Annotated in this window: 16 protein-coding genes and 2 pseudogenes; 17 read left to right on the plus strand and 1 reads right to left on the minus strand. The window is 40.0% G+C overall.

The genetic code is table 11. The features are described 5' to 3' along the window. Window positions 1–196: 196 nt before the first annotated feature. The 17 genes and pseudogenes from ACPC57_RS05730 (at window position 197) to ACPC57_RS05810 (ending at window position 16,799) form a co-directional block, all read left to right on the plus strand. On the plus strand, window positions 197–1,858 hold the full coding sequence (locus ACPC57_RS05730) for a ribonuclease J (protein ID WP_434065528.1): 1,662 nt from the start codon (window positions 197–199) through the stop codon (window positions 1,856–1,858). Between the two features lie 60 nt (window positions 1,859–1,918). Beyond that, window positions 1,919–2,695 carry an alpha/beta hydrolase gene (locus ACPC57_RS05735; protein WP_171988791.1) on the plus strand — a complete coding sequence of 259 codons (777 nt, stop codon included), beginning with the start codon at window positions 1,919–1,921 and terminating at the stop codon, window positions 2,693–2,695. 65 nt (window positions 2,696–2,760) lie between these two features. Then, window positions 2,761–3,459 carry a M57 family metalloprotease gene (locus tag ACPC57_RS05740; protein WP_434066485.1) on the plus strand — a complete coding sequence of 233 codons (699 nt, stop codon included), beginning with the start codon at window positions 2,761–2,763 and terminating at the stop codon, window positions 3,457–3,459. A gap of 47 nt (window positions 3,460–3,506) precedes the next feature. Beyond that, window positions 3,507–3,863, plus strand: a complete 357-nt coding sequence (locus ACPC57_RS05745; protein WP_171988789.1) for a hypothetical protein — start codon at window positions 3,507–3,509, stop codon at window positions 3,861–3,863. Window positions 3,864–3,970: 107 nt separating this feature from the next. Further along, entirely contained in the window at window positions 3,971–5,869 is a 1,899-nt protein-coding gene (locus ACPC57_RS05750) for an ABC-F family ATP-binding cassette domain-containing protein (RefSeq protein ID WP_434066486.1), read from the plus strand. 437 nt (window positions 5,870–6,306) lie between these two features. Beyond that, a pseudogene (locus tag ACPC57_RS05755) lies at window positions 6,307–6,784 on the plus strand (DUF3955 domain-containing protein). A 1-nt stretch (window position 6,785) separates the two neighbouring features. After that, a complete protein-coding gene (locus ACPC57_RS05760) occupies window positions 6,786–7,613 on the plus strand; it encodes a putative RNA methyltransferase (RefSeq protein ID WP_434065531.1) in 828 nt (275 codons plus the stop codon). Window positions 7,614–7,637: 24 nt separating this feature from the next. After that, window positions 7,638–8,463 (plus strand): annotated as a pseudogene (locus ACPC57_RS05765) (epoxyqueuosine reductase QueH). Between the two features lie 276 nt (window positions 8,464–8,739). After that, on the plus strand, window positions 8,740–9,024 hold the full coding sequence (locus ACPC57_RS05770) for a LapA family protein (RefSeq protein WP_165390458.1): 285 nt from the start codon (window positions 8,740–8,742) through the stop codon (window positions 9,022–9,024). A gap of 59 nt (window positions 9,025–9,083) precedes the next feature. Further along, window positions 9,084–9,449: a glyoxalase gene (locus ACPC57_RS05775; protein ID WP_434066487.1), complete on the plus strand. Its 366-nt coding sequence runs from the start codon at window positions 9,084–9,086 to the stop codon at window positions 9,447–9,449. 259 nt (window positions 9,450–9,708) lie between these two features. Further along, complete coding sequence (gene argC / locus ACPC57_RS05780; RefSeq protein ID WP_434066488.1) at window positions 9,709–10,731, plus strand: N-acetyl-gamma-glutamyl-phosphate reductase; 1,023 nt, start codon at window positions 9,709–9,711, stop codon at window positions 10,729–10,731. 12 nt (window positions 10,732–10,743) lie between these two features. Beyond that, on the plus strand, window positions 10,744–11,937 hold the full coding sequence (argJ, locus tag ACPC57_RS05785) for a bifunctional glutamate N-acetyltransferase/amino-acid acetyltransferase ArgJ (protein ID WP_434066489.1): 1,194 nt from the start codon (window positions 10,744–10,746) through the stop codon (window positions 11,935–11,937). A gap of 15 nt (window positions 11,938–11,952) precedes the next feature. After that, window positions 11,953–12,687 (plus strand): acetylglutamate kinase, encoded by a 735-nt coding sequence (argB, locus tag ACPC57_RS05790; protein ID WP_434066490.1) that lies wholly within the window; start codon window positions 11,953–11,955, stop codon window positions 12,685–12,687. Window positions 12,688–12,695: 8 nt separating this feature from the next. After that, on the plus strand, window positions 12,696–13,823 hold the full coding sequence (locus ACPC57_RS05795; RefSeq protein WP_434066491.1) for an acetylornithine transaminase: 1,128 nt from the start codon (window positions 12,696–12,698) through the stop codon (window positions 13,821–13,823). A 120-nt stretch (window positions 13,824–13,943) separates the two neighbouring features. Then, the gene (locus tag ACPC57_RS05800) at window positions 13,944–14,600 is read left to right on the plus strand and encodes a CBS domain-containing protein (RefSeq protein WP_130554486.1); all 657 of its coding nucleotides are present in this window, start codon (window positions 13,944–13,946) and stop codon (window positions 14,598–14,600) included. Window positions 14,601–14,694: 94 nt separating this feature from the next. After that, window positions 14,695–15,522, plus strand: coding sequence for a hypothetical protein (locus ACPC57_RS05805; protein WP_434065535.1), 828 nt, complete (start codon window positions 14,695–14,697; stop codon window positions 15,520–15,522). Window positions 15,523–15,527: 5 nt separating this feature from the next. After that, window positions 15,528–16,799: a toxic anion resistance protein gene (locus tag ACPC57_RS05810; RefSeq protein WP_434065536.1), complete on the plus strand. Its 1,272-nt coding sequence runs from the start codon at window positions 15,528–15,530 to the stop codon at window positions 16,797–16,799. A 677-nt stretch (window positions 16,800–17,476) separates the two neighbouring features. Here ACPC57_RS05810 and ACPC57_RS05815 read toward each other — a convergent pair. Then, window positions 17,477–18,343, minus strand: coding sequence for a YitT family protein (locus ACPC57_RS05815; protein WP_434065537.1), 867 nt, complete (start codon window positions 18,341–18,343; stop codon window positions 17,477–17,479). Between the last annotated feature and the right edge of the window lie 78 nt (window positions 18,344–18,421).

An 18,421-nucleotide genomic window follows, 5' to 3' on the forward strand; every position in this document is an offset into this window, starting at 1 on the left:
TAAAAAAATGTATAATAGAAACGATAGCTATATAGAAATATGGATTTAGAAATAGTTTTGATGATGGATTTTTCAAACTCATTTCATAAAAATTGAAAATTCGGATATAGCAGACTGTAATTCGACTTGGGAATCCCAAGGACCGTTGGTAAGAAAAATAAAATGGACACCTGTGGGATGTCCAAAAGGAGTAAAGATGAGCACAATTAAAATTATGGCTCTTGGTGGTGTTCGGGAAAATGGGAAAAACCTCTATATTACCGAAGTAAATGAGCATATATTTGTTTTGGATGCGGGTGCAAAGTATCCAGAAAATGAACAACTTGGTGTGGATATTGTCGTTCCGAACTTTGAATATTTGGAAGAAAATAAGCACCGTGTAGCAGGAATTTTTTTATCGCATGGGCATGCGGATGCTATTGGGGCGCTGCCATACCTTCTGGAAAAAGTGAAGGTGCCGGTATTTGGTTCGCATTTGACGATTGAATTAGCAAAATTGCTTGTTAAAAATAATAATGCAACGAAAAAATTCAATGATTTTCATGTGATCAATGAGAAGTCTGAAATAGATTTTGGGGATTCGGTTGTTTCTTTCTTTCAAACAACTCACTCCATTCCTGAAAGCTTGGGAGTGGTGATTAAAACGGATCAAGGCAATATTGTATATACAGGTGATTTTAAATTTGACCAGGCGGCAGATAAATTCTACAAGACTGATTTTAGTCGCTTAGCTGAGATTGGTAATGAGGGAGTTTTAGCGCTCTTGTCTGATTCTGCCAATGCAGACAGCAATGAACAGGGTGCAAGTATGCATGAAGCAAGGGAAGAAATTCTTAATACAATTGCCGATTGGGATGGTCGTATCATTGTTGCAGCAGTTGCCAGCAATATTGTCCGTATCCAACAAATTTTTGATGCTGCGGAAAAAACAGGTCGCCGTATTGTCCTAACGGGTCATGACGTGGAGAACATTGTCCGTACAGCAATTCAACTGAAGAAGTTGCATCTTGTCAGTGAAAAACTACTTGTGAAGCCGAAAGACATTGCGAAGTATGAGGACCATGAGCTCATTATTCTTGAAACAGGTCGTATGGGTGAGCCTTTGAATGGCTTGAGAAAAATGGCTATCGGTAGACACAGGTATGTTGAAATCAAAGATGGAGATTTAGTTTATATTGTTACGACTCCAAGTATTTCAAAAGAAGCTATGGTAGCCCGTGTTGAAAACTTAGTGTACAAAGCTGGTGGTGTTGTACAATCCATTGCGAAGAAATTGCGCGTGTCAGGTCACGGGAATTCTAGAGATCTTCAATTGATGATGAATATCATGAAGCCCAAATATCTTTTCCCAATCCAAGGGGAATACCGTCAATTGGAGGCTCATGCAAAAGCTGCTATTGAAATCGGTATGTACCCAGAGAATATTATCATCGTCAAACGCGGTGATGTGATGTCCTTCGAAGATGGAGACTTTGTTCACAATGGTGCCGTACCTTCTGGTGATGTGATGATTGATGGTAATGCAATTGGGGATGTTGGAAATATTGTTCTGCGTGATCGTAAAATTCTCTCTGAAGACGGCATCTTTATTGTAGCAATTACAGTTAATCGTCGTGAAAAGAAAATTATTTCTAAGGCAAAAGTCAATACCCGTGGATTTGTCTATGTCAAGAAGAGTAAAGATATCTTGCGTGAGTCCTCAGAGTTAGTAAATGCAACAGTTGAAAATTACTTTACAAAAGATAGTTTTGACTGGACAGAGTTGAAAACTGCTGTTCGCGATGACCTCACTAAATTCCTATTTGAACAGACTAAACGTCGCCCAGCTATTTTGCCAGTGATTATGGAAGTTAAATGAGATTAATGAATTTGTGAAGAGCCGAGGATAACTCGGGCTCTTTCCAATAAGGAGAAATATATGGCTATTATGAAAATAGAATATCACTCGGAAGTATTGGATATGTCTAGGCAGGTCAATGTCCTTTATCCAGACCGGAATCAGGTTGAAAATCCAGATGATAAAGACATTCCTGTTTTATATCTCCTACATGGAATGGGAGGGAACCATGACTCCTGGCTCAATCGGTCGACAATTGAACGACTGGTTCGCTATACCAATCTCATTGTTGTTATGGTCAATACAGATAAGGGCTGGTATACCAATACTACTTATGGTATGAATTACTATGACGCCTTTGCGATTGAATTGCCTCAGATTTTGAAACGATTCTTCCCAAATATGTCTGATCAGCGCGAAAAGAACTTTATAGCTGGTTTGTCAATGGGTGGTTATGGTGCTTTTAAATTGGCACTGGGGACAAATCGTTTTTCTTATGCAGCATCTTTGTCAGGAGCTCTCCAGTTTGATTTTGACAATCCCGCCTCAGCGTCCTTAGGAAATATGGCCTACTGGCAGGGAGTTTTTGGGGATATTTCTGACACAAAAAATCCAAATAGCTTGCTAGAGATGGTCAAACAATCGGATAAAAAAACAAAGTTCTATGTCTGGTGTGGGGAAGAAGATTTTCTCTTTGATGGCCATCAAAAGGCGATTGTTGCTTTAAAAAAAGCTGGTTTGGATATTGAAGCAAGTGTTGGTCCAGGCAAACACGAATGGTATTATTGGAACCAGCAGATTGAAAAGGTTTTAACCTGGTTACCAATTGATTTTGAATTGGAAGAAAGATTATCTTAGGTTTTAAGAAAAGATTTAGAAAATTTAGCTATACTGAAAACTATTTCTAGGTAGGGGTATAGTTTATGAATGTTATTAAAAGTATTTTTCTGTGGTGTTGGCGAACGATTTGGGGCTTAGTTTGGTTATCAATGGTGGTCATCGTCTGTGGTTTGGGATTGTTGTTCTATTTTCAAAAAGATGTGGCCCCTCAAATGCTTCAAACATTGGCACAAGAAGTTCAATTGATGGTCAATGGACAATCAGAAGTTTCTTTAGAAGAAGGTGTTGATACCATTAAACACCTCACAACTGATACGGTGAATACAGCTCATCATGGCCGTTGGGAAAGTAATACTGCGACCATTTATATCGAAACTCAGAATCCAACGTTTGTTGCTGCCTATCAGACGGCTATTGCAAATTGGAATGCCACGGGTGCCTTCACATTTGTTGTGACGACTGATCCGGGTCAGGCCGATATTATCGCAACTGAGATGAATGATGGAAATACGCAGGCAGCAGGCGAAGCCAGTTCGACAGCGAACTTACTTACGAATTATTATAGTTCAGTAACGGTTCGCTTAAATAGTTATTATTTGTTAAATGAACAATATGGTTATGACATGGACCGGATTGTTCACACAGCTGAACACGAATTGGGACACGCGATTGGTCTAGACCACAAAGAAAATCAAACCTCTGTCATGGAGTCAGCGGGTTCCAATCATGGTATTCAGCAGGCAGACATTGACGCAGTTGTCCAGCTTTATACTACTTATTGACTGATAATTGAATCACAAAATAAATAAATAAAGGAGTCTATCTTAACATGTTTCGCAATTTATTAAAGCGATATCCTGAGCAAGCTCTGCTATTTCTATATAATGCCGGCATTTTTGCATGGCTGAAGACAAGTGGGCAGTCAATTATGAATCAATTGGGTCTATCATCTGACTGGGTGGAAAAAATTCCTGCCCCGGTGCGTGATTTGGCGGGGAACAGCCTTGCTGGAATGGAATCATTATTGAATTCCTCTGCATGGGGATGGTTGATTGTCTCTATGATATTGCTAGTCATCATTCGATTTGTGAAAGGCTTGATTAAGTTTATGATCATGGTCATCATTATTGTTGGTGGTCTTTACCTGCTTTGGCAGAATAAGGAACTACTGAATGGCTTAGGTTAGAAAATGTGAAAATAACGTAAAAAACAGCAACTGAAAAGTCGCTGTTTTTTGCGGAATTTAGAAATAGGATACCGCACTACAATACTAATTTGTGGTACAATATTTTTATGATTATACTAAGCGGAAACAAGATTGAGCGCTCCTTTGCGGGCGAAGTTTTATTTAACAATATCAACATTCAAGTAGATGAACGGGATCGGATTGCCCTTGTCGGAAAAAATGGCGCAGGCAAGTCCACCTTGCTAAAAATCCTCGTCGGAGAAGAAGCAGCAACTAGCGGTGAGATCTCTACCAAACGGAATCTATCCCTTTCTTATCTGGCGCAGGACAGTCGATTCCAGTCGGAAAATACCATTTACGATGAGATGCTCCATGTCTTTGACGACTTGCGGACGACAGAAAAACGTCTACGTGGTATGGAAGAGCAGATGGGCAGTTTGTCTGGTAGTGAACTTGACCAGTTGATGAAGACCTACGATAGCTTGTCAGAAGAATTTCGTCTGGCTGGTGGTTTTAACTATGAGGCAGACATCCGTGCTATTTTGAATGGTTTTAAGTTTGACCAGACCATGTGGGATATGAAAATCTCTGAGCTCTCTGGGGGGCAGAATACTCGTCTTGCACTGGCAAAAATGTTGCTTGAAAGCCCAGAATTATTGGTGCTGGATGAGCCAACCAACCACCTGGACATTGACACGATTGCCTGGCTGGAAAACTACCTAGTGCATTACAAAGGAGCCTTGATTATTGTCAGCCATGACCGCTATTTCTTAGATAAGGTAGCAACTGTCACTCTGGATTTGACCAAGCATTCCTTGGATCGTTATGTGGGGAATTATTCTCAGTTTGTTGAGCTAAAAGAACAGAAGCTGCAGACCGAGTTGCAAAACTATGAGAAACAACAAAAGGAAATTGCCAAGTTAGAAGAATTTGTCCAAAAAAATATCGTTCGAGCTTCGACCACCAAGCGTGCCCAGGCTAGACGCAAGCAGTTGGAAAAAATGAAGAGACTGGACAAGCCAACAACTGGTAAAAAATCTGCTAATATGACCTTCCACTCGGATAAGACTTCTGGCAATATCGTCTTGACAGTGGAAAATGCTGCGGTGGGTTACGATGGAGAAATACTTTCTCAGCCTATTTCCATTGACCAAAGAAAGCTGGATGCCATTGCCATTGTCGGCCCAAATGGAATCGGAAAAACAACCCTGCTCAAATCCATCATCGGAGCTCTGCCATTTATCAAAGGGGAAGCCAAGCTAGGTGCCAATGTGGAAGTGGGCTACTACGACCAGACTCAGTCGGCCCTGACGCCTTCCAACACTGTCTTGGAGGAGCTCTGGTCAGCCTTTCCGACTACACCTGAAGTGGAAATCCGCAATCGCCTTGGAGCTTTCCTTTTCTCAGGTGACGATGTCAAAAAGTCTGTCTCTATGCTATCTGGTGGGGAAAAAGCCCGCCTGCTCCTCGCCAAGCTGTCCATGGAAAACAACAACTTCCTCATCCTTGATGAGCCGACAAACCACTTGGATATTGACAGCAAGGAGGTCCTGGAAAATGCCCTCATCGACTTTGACGGCACCCTGCTTTTTGTCAGCCACGACCGCTATTTCATCAACCGCGTCGCCACCAAGGTGCTGGAAATCTCGGAAACTGGATCCACACTCTATTTGGGCGACTATGATTATTATTTGGAGAAAAAAGCAGAGCTGGAAGCAGAAGCCCATCCTGACCAGATAGAAACGGCTAACCAATCAGCCGGAGCCATGGACTACCAAGCCCAAAAGGAGAATCTAAAAGAGCAACGCAAATTGGCCCGTCGCATCGAGCAAATCGAGGTAGAAATTGAGAATATCGAAAACCTTCTGAGTGAGCTCAACCAAGCCATGCTAGAAACCAATGACATTGGTTCGCTGACCGATTACCAAAAAGAAATCGACCAACTGACAAACCAACAAGAAAGCCTCATGGAAGAATGGGAAGACTTATCCGATCAGTTAGGCTAGATTGACAGGAAATTGACACTAGCCTAATGCCTTGATAGAACAGACTTGCAAGCAGGACTTGCGGAGTTAGCAAGACCACCTTTCGCTAAAAAAGTCCAGAGCAAGCCAACCATTCTTGGAAAACATCGACCGACAAGCTAAGATAAGTATAGAGATTAGCATCACTTCTCGAAGTTGGTGTCAACATCTCAGCGCAGTGGTTGATTGGCAGATTTGTTCGTGTTGCACACTTCAAATCTGACCTAACGAATGTTGCGAACTTTGTTCGCTTTATTCCCAACCTTAAACTGTCCCCCAGACAGTTTAAGCTGTGCGGGGGCGGGAGTAAAACGGTCTGGGGATAGACCGTTTTAGCTCAACAACTAGAAATAAAGACTTGTTGACGAACTCTTTTTCATTTTTCGAGTTCTGTCCCGCTCCCCGAAAAGGAGAAAGAAATGAACTTTGGACAACAAATCAAAGACTTACGCAAGAAGGAAGGCTTGCCCCAAGAACAGTTTGCCCTCAAACTCAATGTGAGACGGCAGGCTGTTTCCAACTGAGAAAATGACAAAAACCTACCCAACTTGGAACTCTTAATTCTCATGTCCTCTGTCTTTTCAATCTCCCTAGATCAACTTATCTTAGGAGGAACTGCCATGAACAACATGACAGAAAAACTAGTCAAGGACGGTCGCGAAGGCCGTCGTACCCAGATGCACCTGACCATTACCATTATCGGAAGCTTTCTCATGGTTTTAGGACTTGTCTGCTTTATCATCAAGGCCAATTCCGTCGAATATGTCGATTCCAATGGCATTCTACACGAAAACTTCTACCTGCTCCCAATTGGCTACTTGCTAGTCATTTACAGGAGCCGTTGCCTCGCTCCTATCAGGACTAGCCCTGCACCTCTTTAGAAAAGAAAATACTTAACATGACCAAACACCCACGTTTTAGCAATAGCGACCAATTTTTCGCCTGTCCACATTGTGGGCAGGCTCTTGGTCTTGACCAGAACATTCTTCGCTGTCCCAACCGTCATACTTTTGACATTGCCAAGCAGGGCTATGTCAATCTGGCCCCTCAAGTCAAGCAGTCTGCCAACTACCACAAGTCTAGCTTTGAAAATCGCCAGGCCTTTTTAGAGGCAGGCTATTACAATCATCTCTATGAGGCTTTGGAGGGAAAAATAGCAGAGCTGGGCTTGCGGTCTGTCTTGGACATCGGCTGTGGAGAGGGCTTTTATTCTCGCAAATTAGCCGAGAAAATGGACTTGGACATTCTTGCTTTTGATATTTCTAAGGATTCCATTCTCTTGGCAGCAAGGACAGACAGCACCAAGTCGGTCAAATGGTTTGTCGGTGACTTGACCAAGTTACCTATTCAAGATCAAGCAATTGAAGGGATTTTGGATATCTTTTCTCCAGCCAATTATCAGGAATTTGCCAGAGTGCTGAAAGCTGGTGGGGCTATTCTCAAACTAGTCCCAGGCCCCAATCACCTCAAGGAGCTCCGCCATTTAGCCAAAGACCAACTCCGCAAGGAGTCCTATGATAACCGTGATATAGTGGAGCATTTTAAGGCTTATGTGGGACAGGTTGAAGAGGTCTTTGTCAGTCGTACCCTGCCGATTTCTGTCGATCATGCTCAAGTATTGGCAGATATGACCCCCCTCTTTTTCCAAGTGGACCAGTCTAGGCTGGATTTAAAGCAGTTGACTGAAATTACCATTGAAGGTGAGCTCTTGGTTGGCTGGAAGTGAACGAAAGGATGATTGTGAAGTTCTATGATAACAGTGGAAGAGATGTTAACTCAATTATCGCCAAATCAAAAGGTCAATTATGACAAGGTTTTTCAGAAAATGGCAGCATCATGGCGGTCATCTGGAATTCGTCCCAAGATTCTCATGCATGTTTGTTGCGCGCCATGTTCTACTTTTACGCTGGAATATTTGACACAATATGTGGATGTTACCATCTATTTTGCCAATTCCAATATTCATCCAAAGGTGGAATACCAACGGCGAGCAGCTGTGACGTGTAAATACATGGGTTTTAGCCAAACGAAACAATCCAAAGGCGGAATACCAACGGCGAGCAGCTGTGACTGCCCAGTTTGTCAATGATTTCAACCAGAAAACAGGTCAAACTGTGGGGTATTTGGAAGCTGACTATAGCCCTCAGGAATTTTTCAAAAAAACCCAGCATCTGGCTAATGAGCCAGAGGGGGGAGACCGTTGCAAGGTATGTTATGATTATCGTTTGGACAAGACTGCTGAAAAGGCGGTTGAGCTTAGTTTTGACTACTTTGGTTCTGCATTGACAATCAGTCCACATAAGAATGCGCAAACCATCAATGCTGTTGGAATTGAGGTACAGAAGCTGTACGATACCCAGTATCTTCCGAGTGATTTCAAGAAAAATGGTGGTTACCAGCGATCGGTTCAGATGTGTGAACAATATGATATTTATCGCCAGTGCTACTGTGGCTGTGTTTATGGGGCACATGCCCAAGGTGTCAATCTTATTCAGGTAAAAAAAGAAGCCTTGGAATTTTTAAAAGAACATAGAGACTACTCCCATATCCCTTTTAAGGTATTGGAGAAGGAGTGAAAATACACCATTTTATTAATGGTTAAAAAGTGCACATTAACTGTGTATTTAATGCATTGTTAATATGAATTTTTTAGTTTTATCCAAAAATAGCTAGTCGGCTCCACACCAGAAGCACAGGCAGAGCTGACAGCTTTTATTGAAAAGTGGAAATAGTTGGTTTTAAATAGTAATCGATAAATTTTTCTTCAATTCAATTTGAGGTAAATTCAAAGAAGTGTTTCTTGCTATGTTCTGATTCTTATGCTAGACTGTCATAGTAGAAAAGGAGTTATGATGAAACAGAGATTATCACTTATTGGTTTATTGCTCGTGATTATTTTGACAGTTGTTCTTTCATTAGCCAATCGTCAAGAGGTTATTGTCCATTATTTGTTCGGTCAATTTCGTATGCCTTTGATTTTGGTAATAATTGGTTCGCTTCTCATTGGAATAGTCATCCAATACTTAATAGGCTTAACCAAAAATCTTTCGTTAAAGAGTGAAATCAAGAATTTGAAAAAAGAGTTAACAGAATTACCTGCACTACAAAACAAAGAAAATACAGACTCACATAAATAGAGTGAATCGAATGTGGCCAGTATATCAGCTTGCATTTGAACATAGTTTGAGGAGAATTCATGTTTACAAAAGAATTTGGTTTGATGTTGTACGTAGAAGACGTTGCTACTGAGAAGGCTTTTTGGAAAGCAGCTGGCTTTACGATTTTGAATGAAGCTGAAATGATGGGCTTTGAAACATTCGACATGAAACCCCATGCTGAAGCATCTACAACTATTACAGTCTATGCAAAAGAATTTATTCGTCAAGTATCGCCTGAAGTCGTTGACATGACACGAAGTGTGTTATTTGAGTCAAATGACATTCAAGCATTGCAAGAGCGAATAGCTGCTTTGACGGATACATGTAGCCCAGTGAATGCTGAGCCATTCCCTAACTTCAATTTTACTAGCCCAAGCAGACACTATTTTGCTGTAAAAGGCTAATCGTGTTCATATGATTTGTGTACAAATACTTCTAGAGTAGAAGGTGGATTCTATCCACTCGCAATTCTAGGAGTATTTTTTTGTTTGGTTAGAAGTTTGAAAATTTCCTGAAAATATCAGAATCATCATTCAATTAAAGTTAATATGAAACTTCGAATGTTCATCATTAAATATTTTTTGTATTTTTATGCAATAAAATATTGACAATTGTATAAAATTGCGATAAACTAGTCAGCATAATTACTATTGGGGGTATGGAATGAAAGTTTCGATTGTTGGTGTTACTGGATATAGTGGACTGGAATTGCTTAGAATATTGAAAAATCATCCGCATGTCGATGTTGTTTCTGTCCATGCCAGTAAAGAAGTTGGCCAAAGAATATCGTATATTTATCCACATGTAACGGATGTTTTCGATCACCTTATCGAGGAGTTTAATGCAGAACGTATCATGGAAATTGCTGATTTAGTATTTTTTGCAACTCCCAGTGGGATTTCCAAAGATTTAGCTACTGTCTTCGTTCAAAATCAATTTCCAGTCATCGATTTGTCAGGGGATCATCGTTTACCTGCGAAAACCTATAAACAATGGTATGGAAAGGAACCAGCTAGTGAGGAAGTGATTGCACAGTTTTCTTACGGACTAACAGAATTTTCTAATTTGACCTCACAAAAATTTGTGGCAAATCCAGGTTGTTATGCGACTGCCACGGAGTTAGCATTGATTCCTTTATTACAGAAGAAAATGGTGGATCCAAGTAGTGTGATTGTTGATGCCAAGAGCGGTTTGAGTGGTGCTGGTAAAGTTCCAACCTCAGCAAGTCATTTTGTTCATATTCAGGGGAATTATGTGACTTATAAACTAAATAAGCACCAGCATATTCCTGAAATTGTTCAAATACTTCAACAATTCGACGAGCGAGTGGAGCATATTCAATTTTCAACGTCACTTTTGCCTCTTTCTCGTGGAATTGTCGCTACTGCATATTTGAAATTGAAAAATGAGTTGAGTGAGGAAGCCTTGTTTGAGATCTATCAAGAGGCATATCAAGATAAACCCTTTGTACGTGTCCGACGACACTTACCTGATTTACATCATGTGATTGGATCCAATTATACAGATATTGGTTTTGCTTACAACCCCACAACAGGAATTTTAACGGTTGTAGCAGTCTTGGATAATTTGATAAAAGGTGCAGCTGGACAAGCTGTTCAAAATATGAATCAATTATTTGGCTTTGAAGAAACAGCTGGTCTGCTCAATTTACCAACGTTTATCTAGAAAGGTTTAAAAATGAAGATTATTGATGGCACGATTGCGAGTCCCGAAGGTTTTACAGCTGATGGAGTCCACGCAGGTTTTAAAAAAGAAAAACTAGATTTTGGCTGGATTGTTTCCAAAGTTCCTGCCAGCGTTGCAGGTGTTTATACAACCAATAAAGTTATAGCAGCCCCGCTACTTGTTACCAAACAATCAATAGCGACTAAGCAACAGATGCAAGCAATTGTAGTAAACTCTGGTGTTGCAAACTCCTGTACTGGTCAAAAAGGCTTTGAAGATGCCTTGTTTATGCAAGAAGCAAGTGCAAACCAACTGGGGATTGAGAAGGATTTAGTTGGGATTGCTTCAACTGGTGTGATTGGGGAATTTTTACCTCGCCAGACTGTTGCATCAGGTTTAAAACAGCTAGACCTAGATGGTCATGCGGAACAGTTTGCTCAAGCTATTTTAACGACAGATACTGGAACCAAAACCATCACAGTTCAAGAAGAGATTTTTGGTTCTACGGTGACCATGTCTGGTGTTGCCAAGGGATCAGGTATGATTCACCCCAATATGGCAACCATGTTAGCCTTCATTACTTGCGATGCATCTATTTCAAGTTCGCTTCTGCAAAAAGCTCTGAGTGAAGAGGTCGAAACGAGTTTTAACCAGATTACAGTGGACGGGGATACTTCTACCAATGACATGGTCTTGGTCCTTGCGAATGGTTGTGCTACGTCCGCAGAAATTCAAGAAGGCTCACAAGAGTATGCGCAGTTTGTTTCCATGTTGCATCTTGTGATGACAGAATTAGCTAAAATGATTGCCAAAGATGGCGAGGGAGCAACCAAATTAATTCAAGTAGATGTGACTGGAGCCACGACTCCACTTGCTGCAAGGATGGTGGCTAAGAGTATAGTAGGCTCAAGTTTAGTCAAAACAGCCATATTTGGTGAGGATGCAAACTGGGGTAGAATTATTGCTGCAATTGGTTATGCAGGTGTTGAGATTGATCCTACCGCAATTGATATTGAGCTATGTGGTATTCCAGTCATGGTAGACTCAAGTCCTTTGTCGTTTGAAAGCCAGCAAATGCAAGAGGTTCTCAAAGGAAACACTATTGACATCCAAGTTCATCTAAAGATGGGATCGGCCAGCGGACGTGCTTGGGGATGCGATTTATCCTATGACTATGTAAAAATTAATGCTTTGTATCGGACCTAATTAGTGAGGTGTAATATGAAAAACAGTATCGTTATAAAAATTGGTGGATTGGCCAGTCAACAACTATCTCAGAGTTGCGTGAAGCAAATCAAACAGTGGCACAAAGAAGGTAAACAGATTGTTGTTGTGCACGGTGGTGGCTTTGCGATTGATAAATTAATGGCAGAGCAACATCTCTCAGTCGAGAAGATTGATGGTCTACGTGTGACGAGCAAAGATGTGATGAAATTAGTGGAATATAGCCAATTTCAAATCGTTGGCCCAAGCATCACCAGTAGCTTAAACAATGCAGGATGCGATAGTATTCAAATCAAATCAAGTCTTGGAAAAATAATCGAGGCTGATTATTTGAATCAAGAAAAGTATGGCTTTGTGGGTCAGATTACAAAGGTCCATACACAGCCATTAGAAGCGATTATGTCAGAAGGTATGATACCAGTGATTGGCTCAATGGGTGTTTGTGATGAACAATTGTTAAATATCAATGCAGACTACGTAGCCACAGCAATAGCGGTTGCCTTAAAAGCAGAACGATTGATATTAATGACAGATGTACCTGGTGTGAAAGAAGATGGTGCAATCCTTCCAACTTTAAATACTACTCAAATTGAAGAAAAAATCCAATCGGGGATTATTACTGGTGGAATGATTCCAAAAATAAAAGGAGCCAGTCAAACGGTTCAAGCGGGGGTTGAGACAGTACTCATCAGTGACAATCTGAGCAGGGGTACCTTGATTTGTCTAGCGTAGGAGGTTCTATGACAAAACTATTTCAAAATTACAAACGTGAATCCATTGAATTTATCAAAGCAGCTGACAATTACTTGGTGGATAAGGAAGGAAATTTCTATCTGGACTTCTCTTCTGGAATTGGGGTCACAAATTTAGGTTTCCATGAGCAAGTCAAGCAAGCAGTCTCGGAGCAATTGGAAGCCATTTGGCATAGTCCAAATCTCTATCAAAATAGTCTCCAAGAACAAGTCGCAGACTTATTGGTTGGGGATGAAGATTATTTGGCATTTTTCTGTAATAGTGGAGCAGAGAGCAATGAAGCTGCCATAAAATTAGCTCGTAAATTCTCAGGTAAATCGGACATTATTACTTTTAAACAATCCTTCCATGGAAGAACCTTTGGTGCGATGTCAGCTACTGGACAGGAAAAAATCCAAATTGGTTTTGGACCACTTGTTGAAGGATTTCACTATGCGATTTACAATGATCTAGAGTCTGTAAAACAATTGGTCACCGAAAACACTGCAGCTGTTATGTTAGAATTGGTTCAAGGTGAGGGGGGAGTCATTCCGGCTGACAAGGATTTTGTTGTGGAATTAGCCCACTATTGTAAAGAGCAAGACCTCCTCCTTATTGTCGATGAAGTACAAACAGGAATTGGGCGAACTGGATCGCTTTTTGCATATCAGCAATACGGTATTTCGCCAGATATCATTACCTTGGCCAAAGGCTTGGCCAATGGTCTACCCGTTGGAGTCATGCTTGGAAAGTCAGCTCTAGGTACGGCCTTTACCTACGGTAGTCATGGTACGACTTTTGGGGGCAATAAACTAGTACTATCCAGTAGTAAGGCAGTGTTGGAAATCCTGACCGAAGATTTTCTTGCCAAAGTTCATGTTAAGGCTAGCTACTTACAAGATCAATTGACAAATCAGCTTGGTAACTTACCAACAGTAGTAGCCATCCGCGGGCTTGGTTTGATGCTGGGAATCCAAGTTACTCGTGATTTGGGCACAATAGTCACACAGGCACGTAAGAATGGTCTAATCGTCTTGACGGCTGGAAGTGATGTGATTCGTCTCTTACCCCCATTAACCATTACAGAAGAGGAGATAGAAAGGGCCGTTTCTATTTTAGCCGAGTGTTTATCTTGAAAATTGTCTGGAAGAATGAGAAAAGAAAACACGAAGTATTTTCAATTATTTTTACAAAACATTGAAATCGTTTTCGCTTTTGTGTTATAATGAATCCATAGGAAACTAAGGAGGTATCTCATGTCTGTTAAAGATTTTATGACTCGAAAGGTTGTTTACATTTCTCCAGATACAACGATTGCTCATGCTGCTGATCTCATGCGTGAACAGGATTTGCACCGTCTGCCTGTCATTGAAAATGATAAATTGGTCGGCTTGGTGACTGAGGGAACTATTGCAGAGGCAAGTCCTTCTAAAGCTACTAGTTTATCTATCTATGAGATGAACTATCTACTCAATAAAACCAAGGTTAAGGATGTCATGATCAAGGATGTGATCACTGTTTCAGCTTATGCCAGTCTTGAAGATGCTACCTATTTGATGTACAAAAATAAAGTGGGTATTCTTCCTGTCGTTGACAATGAGCAATTATATGGTGTGATTACCGATCGCGATATATTTGCTGCATTTTTACAAGTCTCTGGTTACGGTGAAGAAGGAGTTCGTGCTCGTTTCATCGTCGACAATAAAGCTGGGGAATTGGAAAAAATTATTCGTCTGGTTTCGGACAAAGAATATAATATCGTCTCAACTGTACAAATCGCTACTAAATCAGGAAAAGTAGTCATTGAAGTACAAATTGAAGGGAAGGTTGATCTAGAAGAAGTTCGGTCACTCTTTGAAGATGCAGGAATTGTAGTTGACAGCCTTGTTCCAACAGTTGCAAAAAATATCTAAAGGTCAAGATTTTTCTTGGCTTTTTCTTTTTGTATTTTTCTAGTATTTTAGAGGAATGTGATATAATAGTGTATATCATGTATGAGGAGGCTCTATGGGGAACAAATATAGAAATTACCATAGACATGGGAAGAAAAATTCGGGCATTACAATATTATTGGTGTTACTTGCTATCAGTTTTATCATGAGTTTTTGGTATATATTACTGCCACTAGGACTCTTGATTGGCTATGTGTATAAACGAGATGACATCCACAGATTCTTGAATAGTGACCAAATAAAACGAATACAAACCTTGATATTTTCAATTCGTTCTGGCTATGAAAAACACCAAGAGTTGTTAGCAGAAAAGGGAGAGAATCAGTCAGTCCTGCAGTTGCGTAAACGCCTGCTAGGTCAATTGTTCGAACTGGATCAACTGTATCAAAAGGTTGGAAAATACCTTGACGCTTATGCAAGCAAAGAAGCTGTTGACACCTTGCAACTGAAATACCAGTTGAAATTACCAGAAACTAAGGTAGAAAAAGAAACGAGTGAACAGGTTTCACCTAGTGGTGGTAAGGTAATGGATGAAAAAGCAATGATTTCAGAAATTGCGCCAGAGATTTTAGAAACCTATTGCAATATCCAAAGAGACAATCTTGTTATTCTTGAAAAGCTAGAAAATACAAGCGATAAAAAGGAAGAGTTGACAGCTATTCATGAGGCCAATATGCAACGGTTTAACGATATTCTACAAGGATATGTGAAAATAAAACGATCTCCAAAGGATTTTTTCAACGCTGAAGAACGCTTGGCACAGGCAAAATTGGCCATGGAAAGTTTCGATAAGGATTTGGACAATACCATTAAGCAATTTAATGAAGCTGATATGAAAGACTTTGAAGTCAGTCTACGTATGATGAAAAGGGAAGGGGAGTAAAGAAGATGTCAGGATTTAATTTTGATATTGATCAGATTGCAAGCAATAGTTTGAATGTAAAAGATAAGACGACAGAAATCATCCAAGCTACGCCTGCAGGAGATAGTCAAAAAGTATCGTTTTTGGCTCAATTAACGCCAGAGCAACAGACGGGTATTCGTGCAAAAGCACCTCAGTTGGTTGATAATTTCTTGGCTAATCAAAATGCGCTCTTGGATTTTGGTAAGGAAGCAGTAGAAGAAGTCAATGCTACGGTCAATCACATTTTGTCAGAACAAAAGAAGATTGAAATTCCACAGGTAGATGAACTGTTGGCCAATACCAATCGTGAATTGAATGGATTTGTAGCGAAATATAAAGATATTTCCACTTCGGTGGAATTGGAAAAGAAACCTGGTTTCTTCCAACGCTTGTTCAAACAAGCCAAGAATGATTTACAGGAATTCTACTTTGATTCTCAGACAATTGAAAAGAAAATGGATAGCATGGCAGCCAGTGTGGTCAAGCAGGAAGAAGTGTTGGCACGTAATATTGTCTCTGCTGAGCTTTTGATTGAAAATAATACCAAGTCGATAGAGAATTTAGTCGGAGTTATCGCCTTTATTGAAGCGACTGGTCAGGAAGCGGCTGAACGAGCGAAACAAGCACAAGAACAGATTGCGAACCTAGCACCGACTACTGTTGAGTATCAAGTTGCTTCTGAGAAATTGGCGCGCGTGACCGAAGTGGCAAATATCCTTGAACAGCAGCATTCTGAATATATGAGCCGTTTGTATGTTGCTTGGACAACGACTCCCCAAATGCGCAACCTAGTAAAAGTATCGTCAGATATGAAACAGCGCTTAGGAATGTTACGTCGCAATACCATTCCTACAATGAAACTGTCCATCGCACAGTTGGGTATCATGCAACAATCTATCAAGTCAAGTCAAACGGCAGATGCGATTGTCAATGCTAATAATGCGGCACTTCAAATGCTAGCGGATACATCAAAAGAAGCTATTCCAATGATGGAACGTATAGCCCAAAATCCGACCCTTTCAGTAGCATCAGTTACCAAATTAGCAGAAAGTTTGGTTGCCCAAAATAATGGTATCATCGCAGCTATTGATGAAGGACGTCAGAAACGTCGTGAGTTGGAGGCAGCTATCGTACGTTCTGCTGAGACCATCAATGACTCAGTGAAATTACGCGACCAAAAAATTATTGCAGCCTTGTTAGACCAAGGAAAAGAAGCACAAACAGAGGCAGAGCAACCATTGGAAAACCCACAATAAGAACCAAATATCGTTTGTGTGATGACTCAACTTCTAATTAACAATTTGAAGTTAGCCTAGAGAATATAAAACACATAGTACCACATTATACCGAATGTAGTGCCGTGTGTTTTTATTTGTAGTAAAATGGCTGGAAAGAATGATATTGTGCCCAAATGTTTACAAAAGTTACCTCTTTTTGATTGGCTTAGTTATATATACTTGCTATTATAAATTTATAAAGTTGCATTCAGAATTCACTTACATTACATTTAATAATCCATCATTTTTTATAATTGACTAATTACAAGAAGGATATCGTATTTTCGTATGAAATCTGATTTCTTCAATATTTGTCTAGCTATCAGTTGCTCTTTTTTAGCGATTATCTTGTCCATTGACTCATACCTATCTCACGATAAAGAATATTTGAGACCTCTGTCTTACATTGTAATTATATCTCATATCTTTTTCTTAATCGTCACTAAAATATCTGAAAAAAGAAGTAAGTAAGGATTGATTAAAATGAATATTGCACTTATTACCCTATCGCTCGGTGGTTAGGAAGAGCCACAGTATATTTATTTTATAGAAAAGTCTTAGCATAAAGTTAGTAAAAAACACATGAAATCTTTGTTGCTACAAGCATTGATTTCATGTGTTTTTTTTACTAACAATTTTTAACTTATGTTGTTTTATTAATCACGTTGCAGAGGTTGTCTATTCTTATCTAAAGTAAACCCTTCGCCAAGTACCTCATGTGCGTCAGTAATGGTGATAAAGGCATGCGGATCTATTTGATGAATCAGCTCTTTCATTTCTTGTAACTGACTTTTATAGATTACAGAATAAATCATATTGATATTGGTTTTGCTATAAAAGCCTTGCGCCTTTATGAAGGTGATACCACGTTCGATTTTTTGGTCAATCGCTTGCGCAAGCTCTTCTGATTTCTCAGAAACAATCATAACACCCTTGCTACCATATCCACCATCTGCTACCATATCTATCATTTTAGAAGCGATACCAACCATCATAAGTGTGTATAATACCAGACGAATATCTTGGAAAATAAGGACAATCAGTGTTAACACAATGGTATCAATTGCGAAAATAATTTGGCCAATAGAATAGGGGAGGTATTTGTGACCAATACGTGCAACAATATCACTACCACCAGTTGTCCCACCAGAGCGGAAAATAATGCCCAGACCAATTCCAATGAGCAACCCCCCAAGGATGCTTACAAGGATTAGGTCTTCGTGTAAATCAATTGCAAATGGAACCTTTTCAAATAAGGCTAACCAAACGGTTACACTAAGGGTTCCAAGAATGCTCAGATAGAATGTTTTTCGTCCCAGAATTTTCCAACCAATGATGAATAAGGGTATATTGATGACAATGTTCATTACCCAAGGCTGTACCTTAAAAAGATAGTAAACAATCAAACTTAATCCTGTCGCACCGCCTTCAAATAAATGGTTAGGCATGATCAGATAGTTCAAACCAAAGGCAAATAAACCAGCACCGAATACAATCAACAGAATATTTCTGAAACGTAGCATACTTTTTCCCTCTCCTTAGAAATCTATATTGACATTGTACGGTATTTGGTGAAGAAATACAAGTCAATTTTCAAGTGC

This window comes from Streptococcus sp. VTCC 12886 (assembly GCF_049893425.1).
GTDB lineage: Bacteria > Bacillota > Bacilli > Lactobacillales > Streptococcaceae > Streptococcus > Streptococcus suis_AA.